This is a genomic window from Paenibacillus sp. JDR-2, assembly GCF_000023585.1.
GTDB lineage: Bacteria > Bacillota > Bacilli > Paenibacillales > Paenibacillaceae > Pristimantibacillus.
The window spans coordinates 4,062,459-4,083,118 of the sequence record NC_012914.1; the positions used below are offsets into that span (position 1 = coordinate 4,062,459).

The window sequence follows — 20,660 nt, forward strand, 5'->3', positions numbered from 1 at the left end:
TGAGCAAACTCCTTTTCAATCCCTTATTACGCCCTGCTCAAGTGGTATCGTCCGCCTGCAACCGTCTCGAATGACAATAAACCTTGCTCATCCGATGCTGCTGTAATCGCAATACCGTCCGATTCCACGCTCAGCGCAGCAGCAGAACGGATCCGGCAGACTCCGCCCGAGTTGGAAACGATTTCCGCGGTTGTAACGGCTCCTTCTTCCCATTGGAGCGAGACGTCGAAATGGCCTCTCGCCCGCAATCCCCTCACATACCCTTGCGGCCAGGCATCCGGTAAGGATGGCAGCAGCTCTAAGTAGCCTTGATGGGATTGCACAAGCAGCTCGGCGATTCCGGAAGTCGCAGCGAAGTTGCCGTCAATCTGGAACGGCGGATGGGCATCAAACAGATTGCCGTATACGCCGCCATGATGGTAATTCGTGTTGCCTTCCTCTACTAGAGTCAATAGATTCGACAGCAGCCCTAATGCCCGGTTGCCGTTGCCAAAGCGCGCCCATAATCCAACCTTCCAGCCTAGACTCCAGCCCGTGCCGCCGTCTCCGCGGATTTCGAGAGAACGCTGGGCCGCAGCCATAAGCTCCGGAGTCTCTCCCCATGTCAGTTGGCGACCGGGATAGACGCCGAACAAATGAGAGACATGACGGTGGAATTGATCCTCGTCTTCGAAATCCTTCGACCATTCCTGAAGTCTTCCGTTTTCGCCGATTTGCAGCGGATGAAGCCGGCTGCGCGTGTCCGCGAGCCGCTCTCTGAATGGTTCATCTACGCCAAGAATCGTTGAAGCCTCAATCAGATTCGTGAACAAGTCCCAGATAAGCGACAAATCCATGGTAGACGCGGCGCTGACCGCAGCCAGACCTTCCGCCGTACGGAACTTATGCTCCGGGGAGGTCGATGGCGACGTAATCAACCGGCCGTCCTTGTCTTCATGCAGCCAGTCCAGGCAGAATAAGGCCGCCTCTTTCATGACCGGGTAAGCTTTATCCCGCAGGAACGCCTCGTCTAATCCAAATGCGTAATGCTCCCATAAATGCTGGCAGAGCCAGACGCCGCCCATCGGCCAGAATGCCCAGCCCGGATCCCCGTGACCGTAATCGCCAGCCGGCGCGGATTGGCACCAGATATCGCTGTTATGATGCGCGGTCCAGCCTGCAGCGCCATAATTCGTTGAAGCGGTCTTCCGGCCGTTCTTGGACAAATTCCCGATGAAATCCAGAAGCGGCGTATGGCAATCGGCCAAATTACAGGTTTCCGCTGGCCAATAGTTCATCTCCGCATTAATGTTAAGCGTATAGTTACCGCTCCATGGCGCTCTTGTCTCTTCATTCCAAATGCCTTGCAGATTCGCGGGTTGGGTTCCTTTGCGGGAGCTGCCGATCATCAGATAACGGCCGTAATGATAGAGCAGCTCGACAAGCCCCGGATCGCTCGCCCCGTAATCCCGGATTCGCGCGTCAGTCGGATAATCAGGCGGCGCAACCGATTCGCCAAGGCTAAGCTCCACGCGATTAAACAGCTTCCGATGGTCCTCAACATGTCTTTGCAAGAGCGATTCATAGGAAAGCTTCTTTGCTTGCTCCAAATAAGCGGAAGCTGCCGCCGACTCGTCCTTGCCTTCGCTTCCCGGTGAACGGTCATAGCCGTTAAAGCTGGTTGCCGCGCTGAAAATAAGAGTGACCGCCGTCGCGCCCGTAACGCGTAGTCCGTCATGCCCGTAAGAAGCTTGTCCTTCATCCAGCCGGGCTGCCATTCGTCCTTCAAACCGCATCGCGTTGGCGCTGCCAGGCTCGCCATACTTAACAGGCATGTCCGTGTCGTAGTAACTCGGGTCCACCTGTTCCGGCGCATCCCCGCGCAGAATCAGGGCATCCTGGTCAAAGGCCGTCTCATACCGCAGCGGGCTTTCAAGCCGGGCAAGGAAATTCAGTTTGCCCGGCTGACTCGCTTCAAGACGAAGCACAACAACCTGATCCGGATATGATACAAATAGACGTCTAGTATAAGTTACGTTACCAATTTGATACTCAACCGTTGAGGTTGCATCACCAAGATGCAGCGCTCTCCGGTAATTTTTCATCGTGTTCCCGTGCAGGAACTTTATATAGAGATCAGCCATCGGCAGGTAGGATTGCGTATAAGTCCCCATCATCTGTTTGCATAATCGGTCGGCTGCCGCATATTGTCCCTCTTCGATCAGCTTTCTGACTTCGGGAAGCACTTTGACAGCGTTGTCATTATCTCCGTAACGGGGGCCGCCGGACCAGAGGGTATCTTCGTTTAACTGGATGCGTTCCATTTCCGATCCGCCAAACATCATCGCTCCAAGGCGTCCGTTGCCTGTTGGCAGAGCGTCGGTCCACCTGACTGATGCACGATTGTATTGCAGCTTCATAGCCATGCTCCTTTTTAATAGAGGATATAAGATAATATCTACGAGTTTATTCCATAAAATCTTGCGCAGTTCCCGCCTAATACAAGCGATCTATCTTCTTCCGTAAAAGCTTCCAGGTAACGCCTTACGATATTTATCGTCTGCTCGTAGGTACCGCTTAACTTACAAACCGGCCAGTCCGAGCCAATCATAAGCCTCTCGATTCCGAAACATTGAAACACCGTATCCAGATAGATGGCGAAATCATTCTCCTGCCAATTGCCCCACTTCGCCTCCGTGACCATCCCGGACAGCTTGCAGCAGACATTCGGATAAGCCGCGAGTCGTGCCAGATCCTGAGCCCAGGGCTCAAATCCTTTATTGGCAATATCCGGCTTCGCGATATGATCAAGCACAAAAGGCTGATTAGGGAACATTTCGACAAGCTCGGCAGCATAAGGAAGATGTTTTGGAAACAGCAGCAAATCGTAGGTTAAACCGTACTTTTCCAGGGCGGCAATGCCATTCCTGAAATCCTCCCTCAAAAGAAAGCGGTCATCCGGCTCATCATGCACCACATGACGGACCCCCTTAAGCAAAGGGTGATTGCCATATTGCTCGAGATGCCGATCAATTTCAGGAGAACACAAATCTACCCAGCCTACAACGCCTTTTATCTCGGAAAAACGATCGGCCAAGGACAAGAGCCATTCCGTTTCCTGAAGAGACTGTCTGGCTTGAACGGCAATGGATCCGTCAAATCCGTTTTGCAAAAGCAAGGGCTTCAAATGCTCCGGCAGAAAATCTGCCTGAATTGCCTCGTGCTGCGCGGACATCCAACCGTAATCCCGCTCGTTGTACATCCAGAAATGCTGATGGGAATCTATTCTCATGAGCTGCCTCCTTTTCCTTAAGGCCATTCTATCATCGCTTTGATCACTTTGTTAGCAGGATCCAGCCAGGATTCGAAATGATCCGCCATTTCGTCAAACGGCACAAGATGAGTCACATAGCCGTCAATATCAATCCCTCCGGCACGGATAACCTCCAGTACATGCTGGCAGTCTTCCTTCGTTGCGTTTCGGCTTCCCATAATCGTAAGTTCCCGTTTGTGGAATTCGGCATCATCGAAAGAAATATAGCCTTTTACCAATCCCACGTACACAAGCGTTCCGCCATGCGCGGCGTAACGAACCGCTGCCGACATCGAATGGGTATTTCCCGTGGCATCAAATACGATGGTCGGGTAATCGCCGCCCGTCAAAGCCTCCAAACGAACGAACGGAGCATCAAGCGCGTTAACGATATGATCAACCTTGGCCCACTCTTGGCAAAAGTCCAACCGCTCGTTATTTACATCCATCGCGATGACATTCGCGCCGGCATGCCTGGCTAAAGCCATGATGCCAAGACCGATGGGGCCAGCTCCAATCACAAGCACCGTATCGCCGGCCGCAAGTCCCGACCTCCGGACGGCATGCGCTCCGATGCTGAACGGTTCCACAACGGCCGCTTGCTCAAGGCTTAACCCGTCCGCATTCAGCAGATGCGTAACCGGAACCGAGATTTTCTCCCGCATGCCTCCATCGGCATGCACGCCCAGCACTTGAATGGATGTACAGCAGTTTGTCTTTCCTTGCCGGCATGCCACGCATTTCCCGCAGTGTAAATAAGGGATAATACTAACTTGATCACCTGCTTTGAAGCCTTCCTCGTTATCCCCTATTTGTTCGATTAAACCCGACAGCTCGTGGCCAAGTATACGCGGATAAGTGAAAAACGGTTGATTTCCTTTATAGGCATGCAGATCCGTTCCGCAGATGCCGACCCGTTTAATCGATACAATCGCTTCGCCAGGCGTAAACACCGGCTCTTCGAGATCCGCATACCTGAATTGCTCAACTTGCTCGCACACAATCCCCTTCATCATGCAACCTCTCCCCTATCGCTTATTATAAAACGGTATACCGCTCGCCCATGTCTCGTTCATAATCGGCGCAAGAATTTGTCTTACTTCCTCAAGCAGCCTAAGGTTTATCGGCTCATCGACCCAAATCGCGTTCTTCACTATATTTGAAGGATTAGCCGTGCTGACCAGCGTTGTTGGGATGCGTTCGTTCATGGTAGAGAATTGAACCGCAAGCTTGGCAATATCCTCGCCTTGCGCGGCGCAATGTTCCGCTGCCCACTTGCAAATCTCTTTTACCTCCCGGCTGGCGGGATGCCAATCCGGCGTGCCGCGAGTTCCCAGCAAGCCCATGGATAAAGGCGATGCATTGACGAGTCCGATATTCTTTTCTTCAATTAAAGGCAGAATCGTTTCTAACGTCGTGTCATTCAAAGAATAATGACAATACGAGATAATGGCGTCGATGTCAGCATTAGGCAGGAACTCTTCAAACAGGCTGAGCGGCAGTCCGCAAATGCCGGTGCTACGGATTTTCCCTTCGGCTTTTAACCGCTGAATGGCGGGAATCGCCTCTTCATGGATGATAGCCGGTTCTACGAATTCAATGTCGTGAAGGAACAAAATATCCAAATAATCGGTATGCAAGCGCTGCAGGCTCTCTTCCACGCTCGCGATAATGGTCTCGCTTCTGAAATCAAACAGGTCTGCCCCGTATCTGCCTGCTTTCGTAGACAGATAGTAACGGTCTCGCGGAATGCTTTTCAACGCTTGACCCAGCACCGTTTCCGCTTTCTTGAGCCCGTAATAAGGCGATACGTCGATCAGATTAATGCCGGCATCTATTGCCGCATGAACCGTGCGGATGCTTTCGTTGTCATCCGTTTCGCGGAATACGGAGCCAAGCGATGAAGCGCCAAAGCTAAGTACCGATACTTCCAGGCCTGTCTTGCCAAGCTTTCTATATTTCAAAGAGTCTCACTCCCGTTAAAAAGGATATAATCTCATTCTACATCAGCATAATCACACATGAAAACGCTCTAAATCTGTTATTTTATGCTCTAATTTGCTATCATCGGAGTAGTTATTCGGAGAAAGGAAGACAAAGTCATGCAAACCATACACAAACGCTTCGAGGAAACGGATAAATTCCCGTTCAGCCTTGTCTATCGGGATACGAAATCTCCGCAGCGGGAGCTACCCGACCATCTGCATGACTGGTACGAGATTGTTTTTGTGTATTCCGGCACAGGGACTTTCTTCATCAATCACAGCTTTTACGAGATGAATCCCGGCGATGCGTTTCTTATTCCCGGCAATACGGTTCACCGCGCGTTCCCGGATGAGTTCTCGCCCGTGACCTCCAGCGCGATCTTCTTTGCGCCCCGATTCATTCAGCCAATGGAATTCGGTGAATCCCATTCGCTGCTGCGCTGCTTCGAGCAAGCCCGTAAAAGCAAAAGCTATAAGCTGGAGACTTCCCCTGACAAGCGAGAGGCTTTTTCCGGCCTGATTGACGTGATGAATGAAGAATGGCTTAACCGGCTTCCGAGCTATCGGGCGGCTATTGCCGTCAGGCTTTACGATTTTCTTATTGCGTTGAACCGGATGGCCTTGACCGAAACCGAGCATACGCGAAGCTCCAGCGCCGAGCCATCCTGGATCAGAACAATCCTGGATTATATCGATGCTCATATCGGATCGCAAGAGATGAGTCTTGCCGACTTGTCCTCCAAAGCATCCGTAACGTACGCCCATTTCTCGAGAGTGTTCAAACAGCATACCGGTATGAACGTAAGCGAATATATTTTGATCAAAAAAATCATGTTAGCCAAAGAGAAGCTGATGCTGACTGGCGATACCATCGCCTCCGTGTGCCTGGCATGCGGTTTTGAAAGCGAATCCTATTTTTATAAAAAGTTCAAGCTGATCACCGGGATGACCCCCGTGGAGTACAGGCGCAGCTGCCGTTAAAGTCGATTTTTGCTTTTGGCGATTACCCCTTGTTTTTCGGTTGATTCACCAAGAATAGAAGGCGCAAAAGCCTATATGCTAAGGATGAAATTACACGATCAGAAAGGGTGACGTTTATGTTGGACAACGCGAAAATATTAACCGAGGAGCAAGTACGCTATTACCGGGAGAATGGATTCGTACAAATCGATGACATGTTATCCGCGGAGGAAGTTGAAGAGCTGCGGGGCTATCTGGAAGAGGCGATGTCGGCGCAAAACGGGAGATCCACGCAAACGGCCGCTTCGGGGGATCTTTATTTCAAAGTGTTGAATCAACGGGTTAATACGTGGCGGGATCATGGCGGAATGGCCCGGTTTGTGTTGTCCCGCCGGTTTGCCGATGCTGCCAAGCAGTTATCCGGAGCAAGCGGCGTGCGGCTCTTTCACGACCATGCCCTGCTGAAAATGCCCCAGGATTCGAAGCCAACGCCTTGGCACCAGGACTTGCCTTACTGGCCAATGAACGAGCCCGGCGCCTTGTCCATCTGGATTGCGCTGGACGATGTGGACGAATATAACGGATGCATGATGCTGGTGCCTAAGTCGCAAAAAATTAAAAACTTAAAATCGATCGACCTTGTTAATCCCGAAGATATATTCTCCAGCGAAGGGGCCAAGGATGTGGACCGCAATACGGCCGCCGTTGTCCGGATGAAAGCCGGCAGCTGCTCCTTCCATGACGGTCTCACCTTTCACTATGCGCATGCCAATGAGACGGACAAACCCCGCCGCGCGCTTGCTATCGTCTATATGCCCGATGGAACGACTTACAGCGGTGCGAACCATGTATGTACCGACGGGCTTGGCTTCCAGAAGGGCGATGTGCTGACCGGGGGTTTATTCCCTAGGCTCGCCTGATTCGGAGCGTCCTTTCATCCGCTTTCTGTAAAGGCTTGGCGTCTCCCCCGTAAGCTTCTTGAAGACATGATTGAAATGGCTCAAATCCTCGTAACCCGTATCCAGCGCAATCCGGGCAATCTTGTCGCTTGAAGCGGCCAACAATTGCTTGGCAAGCTGAATTCGCTGGTCGTTACGGAATTCCACGAAGGACATTCCGGTCATTTGGCGGAACAGCAAGGTAAACTTGCTTTGGCTCATGCCCGCCATCTGGCTGATTTGTTCCAGCGACAAAGGATGAGCTTGATGACGTTTAATAAATTCGCATATGCGGGCGATCATTTCCCCGTCGTTCTGAATGGAAGGCAAGGAATGGTTCCGGTTATTGGCGTATATGCGGCTAAGGATGATAAACAACTCGATTAGCTTAGATTTGATTAGAAATTGATACCCGCTTTCCTTATTTCCGTACTCCTTCATCAGCTGCTCCAATATCCCGCGGATGTCCATCATTTGCCGGGGAGACAAGGTAAGCTTCGCTTGGAAGGATACATCCGACCGCAGAAACGGCTCCATATAATAAAAGTCGATAAACGAAGTGACTCCCGATAATACGGCAAGCTCCCGTTCGAGAAGAGCCGGAACGAACAGGACATTCACAACCTCCATCCCTTCGCTCTGCTCGACCGTATACGCATGATCCATGCCGGGCTCAATAATGAACACATCTCCGGCTGTTATAGGGAATGTATTTCCTTCGTATTCGTGAAGTCCCGAGCCTTGTTTAATAAAGACGAGTTCTACGAATTCATGACGATGCAGCGGAATCATCGTACCCTGCTTGAGCTCATAAGGTTCAATATGAAAAAGAAAATGTTCGCTTTCCAGATGCTGATCGCTTTTTAGCACATCGCTCATACGGGTCCCCCGTCCGGTTCTTAAGGCGCTTTGCAGCTGCAAAGCGCCTTTGTTGGGCTTATCAGGAATCAACGGAATTGTTTGATCTTCAGGAACAAGTCCTTAAACACCGCATCGCGGTCAATGTAACGCACATAACGGATAAGATGCCTCGAAGGATCCGAGCTCCACCGGAAGTCTTCCGATATGCGGGGACTAGGAAGCAGCTGCGATGGCGCCCAATTCGGGTTATTCAGCCATGCTATCGTAGAGATATCCCAGATAACTCGGGAATAGGCATAATGATCGTTCGTGCAATCCCGGTAAGTCTCGTACAAATACTGCCCCAGCTCCCCCTCCGGCTGCACGTAATCCCGAATTTCCGATAACGTGGTTCGCAGGTTCGAAGCCACTCCCATGCACGGGATTAGAACAAGCGGCACGCCGCTGTCCATAATAACTCTTGAGGCATGCAAGTCCTGGAACAAATTAAACTCTCTTGTATCTCCCCACTCCAACGTATGACCGCCAAGCCAGACCACTACAATCTTTTCTATAATCCCCGGTTCTGTCAAAATGGCGCTTGCCACATTCGTAATCGCGCCTATAGCCACCACATACAGAGGATCGTCGGCATCGCGCTGCATCGCCCTCTTGATCAGATCATGGACTGCATCACTTTCAACGGGCAACTCGGCCCCTGGCAAGTATTGCTCCGAGCCGCGATAAGCCGGAACGTCCTCGCGCTTCAGCAGTTTTCGTATTTTCAGAATCTCGTTATAGCTTTTTGTCATGCCGTCGCCTGGACTGCTTGATAATTCATTGAAGAACGGTGCGGCGTACAAAGCCTCGACATCCATCCTCTCATTCGAGAGCAGGGAATAGGCTACAGCGAATTGATCGTCAATTTCGTTAAACGTATCGGTATCGAGAACGATATGGATTTTCCCGGTTGGCGGGGCTAATCTTTGGACCACAAATGATTCGGACAGCTTCGGATACAACATTTTCTATTCCTCCATTATCGACTACCCCTATTGTGTAAGCCCTTACAGGATCAACTTTAAGCCGTTTCGCCCCCAGCGTCAATGCGATTACGGAACCAATCCGTGCAGCTTCTTGAATGCTTCGGGATTCATCCCGTTCAGCTTGCGGAATACGACGCCGAAATAGCTGGAGCTCTCGAAACCAACCCTGCCCGCTATCTCGTACATTCGCATCGCAGGATGCTGGAACATAAGCTGCTTGCTGCGTTTAATGCGCTGCTGGTTAATGTATTCCATCGGTCTGATATTCATCGTCTGCTGAAACATTCTGCATAAATATTGCGGGGTAACGGTCGCCACTCCTGCCAACTCGATGAGCGTTAACGGTCTTTGCAAATTGTTTTCAATATAATGAAGGACCGGCTTCACCCGGTCGAACTCCTGATCCGAGTAGGACGGGGACAGCAATTGATATTTGAGATCGATTAACAGGCCGTATAACAGCTTCGAACGTTCGAGGTCGGCCTCCTGGTCATTGTCCATGGCCAAGGTCAACATCTGTTCCAGCGGTTTGATAAGCTCATTGGTCTTTAGTCTTCCTGTTCCCGATTCGCTAATTCCGGCGAACAACAGCATCTGATCCGCTTCGCGGCCGTTAAACGATACCCACGATACCTTCCATTTCTGATTCAGAGGCTTATAGGAATGAGGAATATCCGGATAGAGAAAAAAAACATCGCCGGCTTCCACTTTATACGCCTTGCCGTTCACAACAACCTCTCCAAAGCCCTCCAGTACCTGTTGCATCAAGTAATCGGGAAAGCCTTCGGGGCGTTCGGTTTCCACTTGATGCTCCCAGTAGCCTACCGTCGTTGCAAAGAGCGGAAGGCCCGATGTTTCATCCTGCGAGCGAAAGAAATAATTACCCTCCATCAGGAAAACCTCGTTTCATATTTTTAGAGATGAATGTAAAATCCTTATATTTTATAAGTATACATTCCTCACTATACTATGAATATACTATCATTGAATTTTAGGAGATGAAAATTTTGCGAGCCAAACTTAATTATCAGCCACCTGCAAACGGCTATCCGGAATGGAACAATAATCCTGAAATCTTCCAAATCAACCGTCTTCCTGCACACGCTTCCATGATGTCGTACAGCTCTGTGGAAGAAGCTTTGAAGGGTGACAAAACGGCTTCCGAACGTTATCTGTCGTTAAACGGGGTTTGGAAATTCGCCTTTGCCGAGACGCCGGATCAGCGCATTCAGAACTTCTATCAATCGGATTACGATGCCAGCAGCTGGACCGACATGCCCGTTCCGTCCCATTGGCAGTTCCACGGCTTCGATTATCCGCAATATACGAATATCCGTTATCCATGGATCGAATCGGAACCGGAATTGCAGCCGCCCTTTGCTCCGACCAAATATAATCCGGTTGGTTCCTATATCCGCAGCTTTCAAGTTCCGCAATCCTGGAGTGGTCAACCGGTATACTTGAGCTTCCAAGGCGTTGAATCCGCCTTCTACGTCTGGTTGAACGGCGAGTTGGTCGGCTATAGCGAGGACACCTTTACCCCGTCCGAATTCGATATCACTCCTTATTTAACAAGCGGCGAGAATAAGCTGGCCGTAGAAGTGTACCGGTGGTGCGATGCAAGCTGGCTGGAGGATCAGGACTTCTGGCGCCTCAGCGGTATTTTCCGCGATGTCTACGTGTATTCCAAACCAAAGGTGAGTATCACGGACTTCTTTGCGCGTACCCACTTGGATGAAGAGTACCGTAATGCAGAATTAGCAGTTAACGTCACTCTCGAAAATTATTTTAACGAAGCATCGGAAGGCATCCGCGTTGAAGCCCAATTATATGATGCTAATCAACAGGCCGTATGGACGGAGCCTGTGGCAGTTACCCATTCGTTCGCAAGCGACGGCGAGCAACAGCTATCGCTGTCCGGTCATGTGGAGAACCCTCTTAAATGGAGCGCCGAAGCACCTCATTTATATACGCTTGTGTTATCGGTTAAGAATAATTCCGGCTTGATCGAAACGCATAGCAGCAAGGTGGGCTTCCGAACGTTCGGGATCAAGGACGGATTGATGCGGATTAACGGCAAACGGATTATTTTCAAAGGCGCAAACCGCCATGAATTTTCCTGCGATACCGGCCGGGCTTTATCCAAAGAGGATATGATCCGGGATATCACGCTCATGAAATCCCATAACATTAATGCGGTTCGTACCTCCCACTACCCGAATCAATCGGTCTGGTATGAGCTATGCGACGAATACGGTTTATACGTCATTGATGAAACGAATCTGGAAACGCACGGTTCCTGGACCTTCGGTCAGCAGGATTTGCCCGCGCATACGGTTCCGGGCAGCCATCCGGAGTGGAGAGCCAACGTGCTGGATCGCTGCAATTCGATGTTTCAGCGGGACAAGAATCATCCTTCGGTTATCATCTGGTCGCTTGGCAATGAATCCTTTGGCGGCGATAACTTTATCGCTATGCATGATTATTTGAAGGAAGCCGACCCTACTAGAATTGTGCATTACGAAGGCGTGTTCCATTACCGTCCTTCCGAAGCTGCGTCGGATATCGAATCCACGATGTATGTTCGTCCTAACGAGGTAGAGCAATATGCCTTGAATAATCCGAAAAAACCTTATATTCTGTGCGAATACTCCCATGCGATGGGCAACTCTTGCGGCGGGCTTCATAAATACGCGGAGCTGTTCGACAAATACGAGATTTTGCAAGGCGGATTTATCTGGGATTGGGTAGATCAGGCGATCCGGACCAAAACAGCTGACGGCGTGGAATATCTGGCCTATGGCGGCGATTTCGGCGAATCCCCGCATGACGGCAACTTCAGCGGCAACGGCCTGCTGTTTGCTGACCGCTCCGTAACTCCAAAGCTGTTAGAAGTGAAGAAATGCTACCAGAACATTTCGATTTCGGATATCAATCTCGCGGCTCAGACGATTCGCGTAACGAATAAAAACCTGTTCACGGACCTTGGCGTTTACGATGTGAAATGGGAAATCCAACATGAAGGTAAAACGGTTCAGAAGGATGTTCTGAAGGTGTCGCTGGCACCAGGCGAGACTACGGAGGTAACAATACCTTATAGCCCTTCGTTCTGCGAGCAAGAAGCGGTGCTGACTATTTCCTTCGTTATTCCGGAGGAATCGAAATGGGCGGAAGCCGGTCATGAAATCGCTTGGGAGCAGTTTGTATTGTCGCCGCGCGTGGTGGAGGTTTACAGCAATGTTACCGATGCCGTCCATGCTCCTCTGCAATTAAACGAAGAATCCGAGTCGCTGCAAATCAGCAATGACGTGTTGTCGGTTACCTTTAACCGTCTGACTGGCGATATCGTATCCTATCGCTCGGGAGACAAAGAGAAATTGCTTGAACCGATTCGTCCTAACTTTTGGCGTGCAGCTACCGATAATGACTTCGGAAACAAAATGCCGGAGCGCTGCTCGATTTGGAAGGATGCCGGAAGCACAAAGCGTCTTATTCAGTTTACTTGGACCGCGGCACAAGACCGCTGCCATGTCACAACCGTACACCAGCTGGCAACAAATCCTGTATCTTTGCTTACGATCGGCTATACGGTTCACTCCAACGGCTCGATTGATATTCATGAACAGTTGCTGCCTGGCGGCGACAAGCTTCCTGAAATTCCGGAATTCGGCATGCTGCTCGTTCTCGACGGCAATCTCGATACTATCTCCTGGTACGGCTTAGGGCCGCAGGATAATTACTGGGATCGTAAAACAGGCGCTAAATTAGGCCAATACAGCGGTACGGTTAAAGACCAATTTGTCCCTTACCTGCGCCCTCAGGAATGCGGCAATAAGACGGATGTCCGTTATGCAGAGCTTACAAACGGTGCTGATGGGAACGGTATTCGCTTTGACAGCGCTGCAGTAATGGAGATCAATGCCCTTCCATGGACGCCGGATGAGCTTGAAGCTAGCGACCACCCGTACAAACTGCCTGTCTCGTTCAAAACGGTCGTACGCGTAAACGACAAACAAATGGGCGTTGGCGGCGATGACAGCTGGGGTGCTCCTATTCATCCGGAATATAAGCTATTCGCTAACCGGACTTATAGCTTATCCTTCACCCTTTCTTTGATCTAAACAAGAAAACAAGACCATCCTGGTTCAGGATGGTCTTGTTTTCTATTGGGAGATTAGTTCGATTAATTGGGATGGTTTCCTCAGCTTCGGAAACTCCGTCCATTTCCCCGCTCGTTCTTCGGGAAGAAACCATGTCGCATGGTAAGCCTGCAGGCCGGAGTTTATCGCACCGGTTAATTCATTTGAGCCTCCGTCACCAATAAATAAGGAGTCAGACGGCGACACCCCGATTCGTTCACAGGCTAGCTGGTAGATATGCGGCTCAGGTTTGGCGGTATTTACCGCATAAGAGAAAATCACGTCATCAAAGTACGCGGCTAGTCCGCTGGCTTCCCATGAAGATACCTCTTCCGGCGTGCAATTGCTAATGAGGCATAGCTTAATTCCTGCTAAGCGGAGCTGCCCAAGCATCTCCAGAATAGCAGGCTCTATCTGGTTAAACGGAATAGCCTTGGAAGCAATTCGTTCATTATGGATGTTGTCGATGGTTTCTTCGGCTGCTTCATGGCCAAGCGTACTCAGTATGTCTCTTAATACGGAAGGGAAATCCGGGAAAGTCCCGTTCATCCTCTGCACTTGCCTCTTTTTCCACTCCTGCTCGAATAGCTTGGTATCTACCCCGAGCTGTCCGACAAAATGATTCGACCGCGGCGCTTTCCGTACACCGTTCTCAAACTCGGTAATTAAAGTTTCGAACAAATCAAAGAACACGGCTTGGACTCTCAAAAGGATCCCTCCAGGTTGGCATGGTAAACGGGAGACAAATATTTTAAGCCAATTTTATTTAGATGCAATAGGCGCTCTTCCAACTGCCCTAATTTAGGAGGCGTATCTGATGTCTTTACAGCAGATTCAAGATTGCGGACGAACAACAGCAGCTCTGGAATAGACAATCTCGAAGTCACATTAATCGTCAGTCCATTTACCGTAACGGACAAGCATTCCATGTCGTAATGACTGCTTTGGCTGCAATCCGGGCAATGAACAGGTCCTGAAAAATAATCAATAGCTTTTAGATTGCCTTTGCTTGTTGTGCCGGAATCTCTCAGAAACTTTACATCGTTCACGCAACCCCTGTAGAAGCCCTGTTTGAGTTTAGATTTATGCTTATAAGTTAGGAGTTCTTTCTTATAACCGTACGATAAAATTTCAATAAAGACAGGATCTTGCTCTGCCAACGGACGATCATAGCTGATGCCCAGTACCTCGGCCAATTGCTTAATCATTTCGACCGGTCCGCAATTTGTGCCTGCCCATAATAGGACGGCTCCGCGCTTAAGCGACAGCTCGGAGGCAATCATGCGGCGGGGATCAATGTCTATCATAGCCGGATTGCCGCTGCATGCAGAGCAATCTTCATTTGTCTTCCGTTCAGAGAAATGGTCCGCTTCCCATCTCTTGCCGTCATCCATTAGATTCCCGCTCCAAGCATATAATTGCTTCAGTCTTTCCTGTACGCTTGTGATTATGGTAATTAGAGAACTGCGAGGATTAAACTTATCCGTTGCTATCATGGTTTGCATGCTCAGCGATACCGCCCTCCCTAATATTGGAAACAACAACTACCACCCACTATAACGAATTCCAGCCTTCCTATCAATCATTCAATATGCTAGTATAGCGAAAAAGAATACGTTCTTACTTCATAAAGGAGGCTCAGCAAATATGTCTTCATTCCGTTTTTCCCCTTATAGCGTTGCCATCATTACGCCTTTCCGTCAGGATGACACGATTGACGAACAAGGAATCCACCAAATGGTTCAATATTTTGTAAAACAACAGGTTCCTGCTCTGCTAGTTGGAGGTTCAACCGGGGAACAGCACTCCTTGTCTTTGGAGGAGAGAATCCTTCTCTATCAACGGACCAGGCAAGCCGCTCCTGCAGTGATTCCTTTGTACGCAGGAGTAGCGGCGATCCGAACTCGCGACGCGGTCCGACTGGCGATGGAGGCTGAAAAAGCCGGACATGCGGCCATTATGCTGGGCTTTCCGCCTTATGTCCGCCCAAGCCAACGCGAAGCCGCTTTATATGTTGAAGCGGTATGCTCAGCGACGGCGCTGCCCGTGATGCTCTACAATAATCCCGTACGAACGGGATTTAATCTAGAGCCTCAAACCTTAATAGCCCTGGTTATGAAATTCTCTCAAATTAAAGCGCTAAAAGAAGCCGGCAACCCGGATGTCGTAAAAGGCGTTATCGAAGAGCTTGGAGCAGATTTTCAAGTGTTGTCCGGAATCGACGCTACCATTGCAGATTATTTCGCAAAAGGTTATAACGGCCTAACGAGCGTCGCAGGCAGCCTCTTCCCTACAGAAATGAAAGAAATCGTTCATCGGTTAGGCTCGGGGCAACAAGCAGAAACTTCGTTACAATTTGAGATTCTCCAGCCTAAGCTAGAGCTGCTAGGAAGCATCGGCTGGGTCAGAGTTATCCGCCACCACCTTGCAGTTCAAGGGATCATAGCGGGCGGCTTCCGCGAACCGCTTACTCCTCTCACCTCTGAGGAAGAAGCAGCGGTACGTACCGTCTTGCAGTAAAACAAAAAGGCGCCTTCGCAATTAAATTGCAAAGGCGCCTTCTCCATTCTATTCTAGTCTGCGGTACAGCTTATTCTCCCAGCCTTCCTGGTTGACGGGATGCTCATGCTGCAGCCAGAGGACCATCGTGCCCCGGGAACGGTTATTCCAGTATGGATAAGGAACCGCCGTAATTGGACGGCCGTCCGCATCCGTAGTCCGGATGATAACGGCACCATCGAAGAAGCTGGCGTCATGCTCCGTCTCGAATACAGGCTGAAGCGGCAGCTTGCGGTCCATATGATTCTCTCGCAGCGCTTCGCGGGTATAGAGAATGCTGCCATTTTCCGCTTTTTCATTATCCACCGACTCCAGACAGTAGAGCACCGGTCCTCGACGGATAGCCGCTTTATCGGCATGCGTCGTTACATTCGGATGAACCTCTACCAAATGAACGGGCATATCCAGTTCAAGCTGAATCCGGTCCCCCGGCGACCATACCCGATGCAAGACGGCATAACCATTTTCCAGCTCATAATTGGCTGCCTGATCATTCACTCGGATCGCATACTGCCCGCACCATTCCGGAATTCGCAGCCGCAGGTCAAACTCGGCATCCCGCTCCGGCGTAACCGTAATTCCAACTGCTCCCGACCACGGATAATTCGTTTGCTGCTTAACCGTTACAGGTACATCTCCGATAAGCAATTCGCTTTCGCTTCCAATGTACAGATTGATGAACGCTCCCTTGCCGTCATAGGCGTAAATATAGGAAGCCAGCTCAGGCATAAGCTTCATAATCATCGGCGGGCAGCAAGGGCAGCTATGCCATTCCCAGCGGTTATGGCCGCCTTTGCTGACCAGCGGATTCTCGTAAAAGTATTTATGCCCGTCCATCGAACGTCCCGCCAGTACGATATTGTAGATAATCGTCTCCAGCTTATCGATATAGCGGCTTTCTCCGGTAGCAAGGAACAGATTCCAGCTGAAGAAGCCCATGCCAACGCCGGCGCAAGTCTCCAAATAACCGTTATCCGGCAATTCATAGTTTGCGCCAAACTTCTCGTCATGGTGAACCGCGCCAACACCGCCGGTAACATGCGATTTCTGGTGCGAAATATTATCCCATAGCTTCTTTGCGGTCTCTAAGTAAGGCACTTCGCCCGTGCATAGATAAAGAGCCGTCAGACCCGTGTACAGCAACGTCGCGCGTACCGCATGCCCAACCGCTTCCTCCTGCTCCAGCACCGGCTTATGATCTTGCGCATATTCCCCGCCATGCGAGTATCTGCCTTCATGATTGCCCCGATTATGAATCCAGAAGGTAGCAAGCTCCAGATAATTGGGTGCAATAAAAGGAACCTTCATTACCGCGCCAAGCTCCGGCTCATCCAAAGCCAATTGATACAGCTTCAGAACCGCCTCCTCCGGCAGCGAGTGAGCCGGGACGATGTTCCGTTTGGGCGGTGGTCCCATAATGCCGCTCATATGGTTGGCATATTGAACCGCTGCTTTGAGCAGGGTTGTTTTACCCGTCGCCTTATAATGATGAACCGCTGCTTCAATCAGACAGCCGGCATTATACACATCATGCTGCCATCTCAGGAATCCGCCGTTCTCGCCCCAGCGCTGGCCGGGACGGTCAAGCTGCGTGTAAGTATTGAGGTATCCGTCGCCGCCAGCCTCTTGGGCACGGACGATTTTCTCGATAATATCGTCGACTCTGCCACCCAATCGCTCATCTTGGGAAACGGCCAGAATATCGGAGATCCCGCGGATGGTTTCATAGACGAGTCCATCGAACCAAGGCTCCCCGGAATGGAATCCGCCGGTTCCCTCCGCCACAAAATCAAAATTCCGCATAGCTCCGTCATTCTCGAATTTATGCAGCACATCATAAGCGGTTACTTCATGCAGTACCTTTAATTTCGGCTCCCAGAACGCATCCTGGATGCGGACGGCTTGAACGGGTACGTTGTTCACCGTCTGATACTTGTAGGTTGTTGGTTTCTTATTAAGCTGGGTTGCTTTGGAAGTCAACTTGGACACCCCTTCGCATGGAATGGAATTATATTCATACCGCAAGCAAATCATTTAAAGCTTGACCAACGCTGGCCGCCTGATGGGTGGCCGTTGTCAGAACAGTTCCGTGAGCATGGGACATGGCAAAACTGCGGGAGCAAATGCGGAACATCGCCAAATCGTTGAACGAATCGCCAATACATGCCGTCTCTTCCCTGCGGACATCTAATAATTGCATTAGAGCTTCAACAGCCGCGCCTTTATCTACGCCGCCAGGCATGACATCAATGCCGTCAGGGTCGGAGAACGATGCCGTAATCCGGTCTGCGAACCGCTCATCCAAGGTCACAAGCATCTGCTCCAGCAGTGGAACCTCGCCATAGACGGAAAACTTCGTGACCGGCATTCCGTTTGCCATATCTTCAATGACTTGGCGGCGCTCGATTAACGGTGTCAGGAAGCGTGTGCCTACACGCTCCGTCTCTGCCGTTTGCCCGGCAACGTAATTACCCTCGCTGCCGCAAATAACGGTAACCAGCTCGGCCGGCGCTGTCAGCTGCTGCACGGCAAGTGCCAGATCTGCCTGGAACTTGCTGGCCCGAATGACGGTTCCATCCTGGTCCACAATGGTTGCCCCGTTCTGGCAAACCGCGTAGCAGGGTACGCCAAGCATCTCCATGACAACCTTGATCTCCTCATGCATCCGTCCGGAAGCCAGACAGATATGGACGCCCTGCCGGTGTGCCAAGCGGATGGCGTCGATATCCTCCTTGCGAATCTGTTTGCTTCTATCCATTAAGGTGCCGTCAATATCCGATACAAAGAGCTTAATCAACGCTCATCCTCCACCTCTCCGTCTTTTTACTTCTCCACGCGAACTCTACGCCCAAGTTCGTAGGATTGGATTGCCGCTTCCGCAATTAACAATGCCCGGTAACCTGCCGAGGCATGAACCGGAGGCGCTTCGCCGTTACGCAAGGCCTGAAGCAACGCATCAATATGCGTATCAAAAGTACGGTGAAAATCGCGGTCCGCGTCGTTGAAATAACCGGCTTCCCAGCTTTCCCCGACCTCATTGCCAGCGGCATGGAACGTATATTTCTTCACCGTGTCCTGAATGACGCATCGGCCAAGCGAGCCGTTAATCTCGACGCGGTGCGTATCCGGATAAGCATAGGAAGAATCATAGCTTCCCACCAGACTGCCAACAGCTCCGTCCTCGAAACGCAAGGCAAGCGACAATGTCCGGTAACCTCCGCCCGTCTTATCCGTCATTTCCGCCATAACCGATTCAACCGGTCCGCATAAATACTCCAGCATATCAAAGCCATGGCATTGCGTTTCTATCAGATTGGCATGCGGATGATCGCTGCTTCCTTCACCGCCAAAGCGCCAGGTTGCGAAGGAAAGCTCGCCGAGCTTTCCTTCCTGAATGGCTGTATGCGCCAGCTGTACGGGCTTAGCGTACCGGTGGTTGAAGTTGATCGCGAAAAATACGTTACGCTTAGCCGCTTCATTAAGCAGAATGTCGGCTTCCTTCAAGCTGAACACCAGCGGCTTCTCGACCAATAACGGAAAACCCGCCTGGATAACCTCCAACGTAGCTTCGAAATGCCCCTGATTCGGCAGGCACATGCTGACCAAATCCGGCGTTTCTTTTTCAAGCATACCGGCAATCCGCGTATACGCTTTTGTTCCGAACAACTCCGCTTTTTCCTCTGTCCGGGCAGCGTTTCTTCCCACTATAGCGCAGAAGTCCACGTCCGGTCTTGCTTCCCAGATCCGTGCATGCTGCAGGCCCCAGCTGCCCGCCGATTGGAAGCCTTCCGATCTTCCGCGGCTGCTTACTGCTCCTCCGGCACCGATTAAGGCTACCTTCAGCTTTTTGTCCGCATTGTTCATTGTTCGATTAGCACCTTTCCGGTATTGCCTTGGAAGAACAGCTCGTAAGCCTCCTGAATCTGATCAAGGCCGTATCTATGCGTAATAATCTGCTGCAAGTAAGGAAGATGCTTAAGAATAAGGGCATGATTCTCCGCCAGCTCGTTAAATTGGAAATATTCGCTTCCAAGCACGGCGCGCTCAGGAGCAATAACATCATTGGATACGCCGAGATTCAGCTCTTGCCCATGACCCACGCAGACCAGTACGCCTCGCTGGTTAAGCGCATCCAGGGAAGTACGGCGGCCGGATGTTTTGCCGCTTGTATCAATGGCAATATCCGCGCCTTCAAGACCGGCAGCCTTGATGACCTCCTGAACCGACTGATCAGCCAGCTGCACCGGAATAGCTCCCATCTTCTCCGCAAGCTCCAGACGATAATCGACGTAATCCATAATAAAGACCGGAGTTTCTTCGCCAAGCAGCAGCTTCGCCATGGCAAGCACGCCAAGACCGATAGGGCCTGCTCCCGCAATAAGAACGGACTGAACATCCGGATGAACCAGTTTTGCGCGTTTAATGGCGTGTCCTCCCGTGCCCATAATATCGAGAAGCATGGTTGCGTCAGCCAGCGGAATAGACGGATCAATCGGGAAGAAGACGTTTTCATTAACAACGATATAAGGCGTATAGCCTCCATCATGCGTGAAGCCGTAATCCGCTCTCTTGTTCAGACATTGGTTCGTGAAGCCAAGCTTGCAGCTTCGGCATTCTCCGCAGAAGTCCATCAGGAACACAACGCCCGGCGTCCCGATTACCGTTGTTGCCCCATCACCTGCGCCGACGACAATCCCCGCCGCTTCATGACCGGGAACGGTAGTGCTTCCGTCATGGAACTGGCTGCGGTCCGAGCCGCAAAGAGCGTTCGCTTTTACCTGCAGCAGCAGCTGTCCTTTGCCCGGTAAGGGTACCGGCTTCTCGCCGTATTCGATTTTACCTTGGCCTACAAAAAGCGGAATGTTCATTGTTTGTGGTACATGGATTACTTGACTCATCTT

The 20,660-nt window shown here is 50.8% G+C and carries 17 protein-coding genes; 4 read left to right on the top strand and 13 right to left on the bottom strand.

The features are described from left to right. Positions 1-26 precede the first annotated feature (26 nt). The 4 genes from PJDR2_RS17995 to PJDR2_RS18010 are packed head-to-tail and all read right to left on the bottom strand — an operon-like array spanning position 27 to position 5,256. Entirely contained in the window at positions 27-2,399 is a 2,373-nt protein-coding gene (locus PJDR2_RS17995; protein ID WP_015845145.1) for a glycosyl hydrolase family 95 catalytic domain-containing protein, read from the bottom strand. A gap of 38 nt (positions 2,400-2,437) precedes the next feature. Beyond that, positions 2,438-3,271, bottom strand: coding sequence for an amidohydrolase family protein (locus PJDR2_RS18000; protein ID WP_015845146.1), 834 nt, complete (start codon positions 3,269-3,271; stop codon positions 2,438-2,440). A gap of 17 nt (positions 3,272-3,288) precedes the next feature. Beyond that, complete coding sequence (locus PJDR2_RS18005) at positions 3,289-4,305, bottom strand: zinc-binding alcohol dehydrogenase family protein (protein WP_041614383.1); 1,017 nt, start codon at positions 4,303-4,305, stop codon at positions 3,289-3,291. Between the two features lie 15 nt (positions 4,306-4,320). Continuing rightward, positions 4,321-5,256: an aldo/keto reductase gene (locus PJDR2_RS18010; protein WP_015845148.1), complete on the bottom strand. Its 936-nt coding sequence runs from the start codon at positions 5,254-5,256 to the stop codon at positions 4,321-4,323. A gap of 138 nt (positions 5,257-5,394) precedes the next feature. On the opposite strand from PJDR2_RS18010, the gene PJDR2_RS18015 reads away from it, so the two are divergent. After that, positions 5,395-6,258 carry a helix-turn-helix domain-containing protein gene (locus tag PJDR2_RS18015; protein ID WP_015845149.1) on the top strand — a complete coding sequence of 288 codons (864 nt, stop codon included), beginning with the start codon at positions 5,395-5,397 and terminating at the stop codon, positions 6,256-6,258. Between the two features lie 116 nt (positions 6,259-6,374). Then, on the top strand, positions 6,375-7,157 hold the full coding sequence (locus PJDR2_RS18020; RefSeq protein ID WP_015845150.1) for a phytanoyl-CoA dioxygenase family protein: 783 nt from the start codon (positions 6,375-6,377) through the stop codon (positions 7,155-7,157). Here the strand turns inward: PJDR2_RS18020 and PJDR2_RS18025 are convergent. From PJDR2_RS18025 to PJDR2_RS18035, 3 genes are all read right to left on the bottom strand, one after another. After that, a complete protein-coding gene (locus PJDR2_RS18025; RefSeq protein WP_015845151.1) occupies positions 7,137-8,054 on the bottom strand; it encodes an AraC family transcriptional regulator in 918 nt (305 codons plus the stop codon). The genes PJDR2_RS18020 and PJDR2_RS18025 overlap by 21 nt on opposite strands. Positions 8,055-8,122: 68 nt before the next feature. Then, positions 8,123-9,040: a nucleoside hydrolase gene (locus PJDR2_RS18030; RefSeq protein ID WP_015845152.1), complete on the bottom strand. Its 918-nt coding sequence runs from the start codon at positions 9,038-9,040 to the stop codon at positions 8,123-8,125. Between the two features lie 87 nt (positions 9,041-9,127). Then, positions 9,128-9,952, bottom strand: a complete 825-nt coding sequence (locus tag PJDR2_RS18035) for an AraC family transcriptional regulator (protein ID WP_015845153.1) — start codon at positions 9,950-9,952, stop codon at positions 9,128-9,130. A gap of 116 nt (positions 9,953-10,068) precedes the next feature. Between PJDR2_RS18035 and PJDR2_RS18040 the strand changes: the two genes are divergently transcribed. Next, the gene (locus PJDR2_RS18040; RefSeq protein WP_015845154.1) at positions 10,069-13,182 is read left to right on the top strand and encodes a glycoside hydrolase family 2 TIM barrel-domain containing protein; all 3,114 of its coding nucleotides are present in this window, start codon (positions 10,069-10,071) and stop codon (positions 13,180-13,182) included. A 42-nt stretch (positions 13,183-13,224) separates the two neighbouring features. On the opposite strand, the gene PJDR2_RS18045 is transcribed toward PJDR2_RS18040, so the two are convergent. Further along, a complete protein-coding gene (locus PJDR2_RS18045) occupies positions 13,225-13,908 on the bottom strand; it encodes an HAD family hydrolase (RefSeq protein WP_015845155.1) in 684 nt (227 codons plus the stop codon). Then, positions 13,905-14,705 (bottom strand): hypothetical protein, encoded by an 801-nt coding sequence (locus tag PJDR2_RS18050; RefSeq protein WP_041613503.1) that lies wholly within the window; start codon positions 14,703-14,705, stop codon positions 13,905-13,907. Before PJDR2_RS18050 ends, PJDR2_RS18045 begins: the two co-directional genes overlap by 4 nt. A 142-nt stretch (positions 14,706-14,847) precedes the next feature. On the opposite strand from PJDR2_RS18050, the gene PJDR2_RS18055 reads away from it, so the two are divergent. Beyond that, a complete protein-coding gene (locus PJDR2_RS18055) occupies positions 14,848-15,720 on the top strand; it encodes a dihydrodipicolinate synthase family protein (protein ID WP_015845156.1) in 873 nt (290 codons plus the stop codon). A gap of 48 nt (positions 15,721-15,768) precedes the next feature. Here PJDR2_RS18055 and PJDR2_RS18060 read toward each other — a convergent pair whose 3' ends face one another. The 4 genes from PJDR2_RS18060 to PJDR2_RS18075 are packed head-to-tail and all read right to left on the bottom strand — an operon-like array spanning position 15,769 to position 20,657. Next, positions 15,769-17,739 (bottom strand): glycoside hydrolase family 127 protein, encoded by a 1,971-nt coding sequence (locus PJDR2_RS18060; RefSeq protein WP_049790057.1) that lies wholly within the window; start codon positions 17,737-17,739, stop codon positions 15,769-15,771. 34 nt (positions 17,740-17,773) lie between these two features. Continuing rightward, the gene (locus PJDR2_RS18065) at positions 17,774-18,556 is read right to left on the bottom strand and encodes a Cof-type HAD-IIB family hydrolase (protein WP_015845158.1); all 783 of its coding nucleotides are present in this window, start codon (positions 18,554-18,556) and stop codon (positions 17,774-17,776) included. 26 nt (positions 18,557-18,582) lie between these two features. After that, entirely contained in the window at positions 18,583-19,623 is a 1,041-nt protein-coding gene (locus tag PJDR2_RS18070; protein ID WP_015845159.1) for a Gfo/Idh/MocA family protein, read from the bottom strand. Further along, entirely contained in the window at positions 19,620-20,657 is a 1,038-nt protein-coding gene (locus PJDR2_RS18075; protein WP_015845160.1) for a zinc-dependent alcohol dehydrogenase family protein, read from the bottom strand. The genes PJDR2_RS18070 and PJDR2_RS18075 overlap by 4 nt, the downstream gene beginning before the upstream one ends. Positions 20,658-20,660 lie beyond the last annotated feature (3 nt).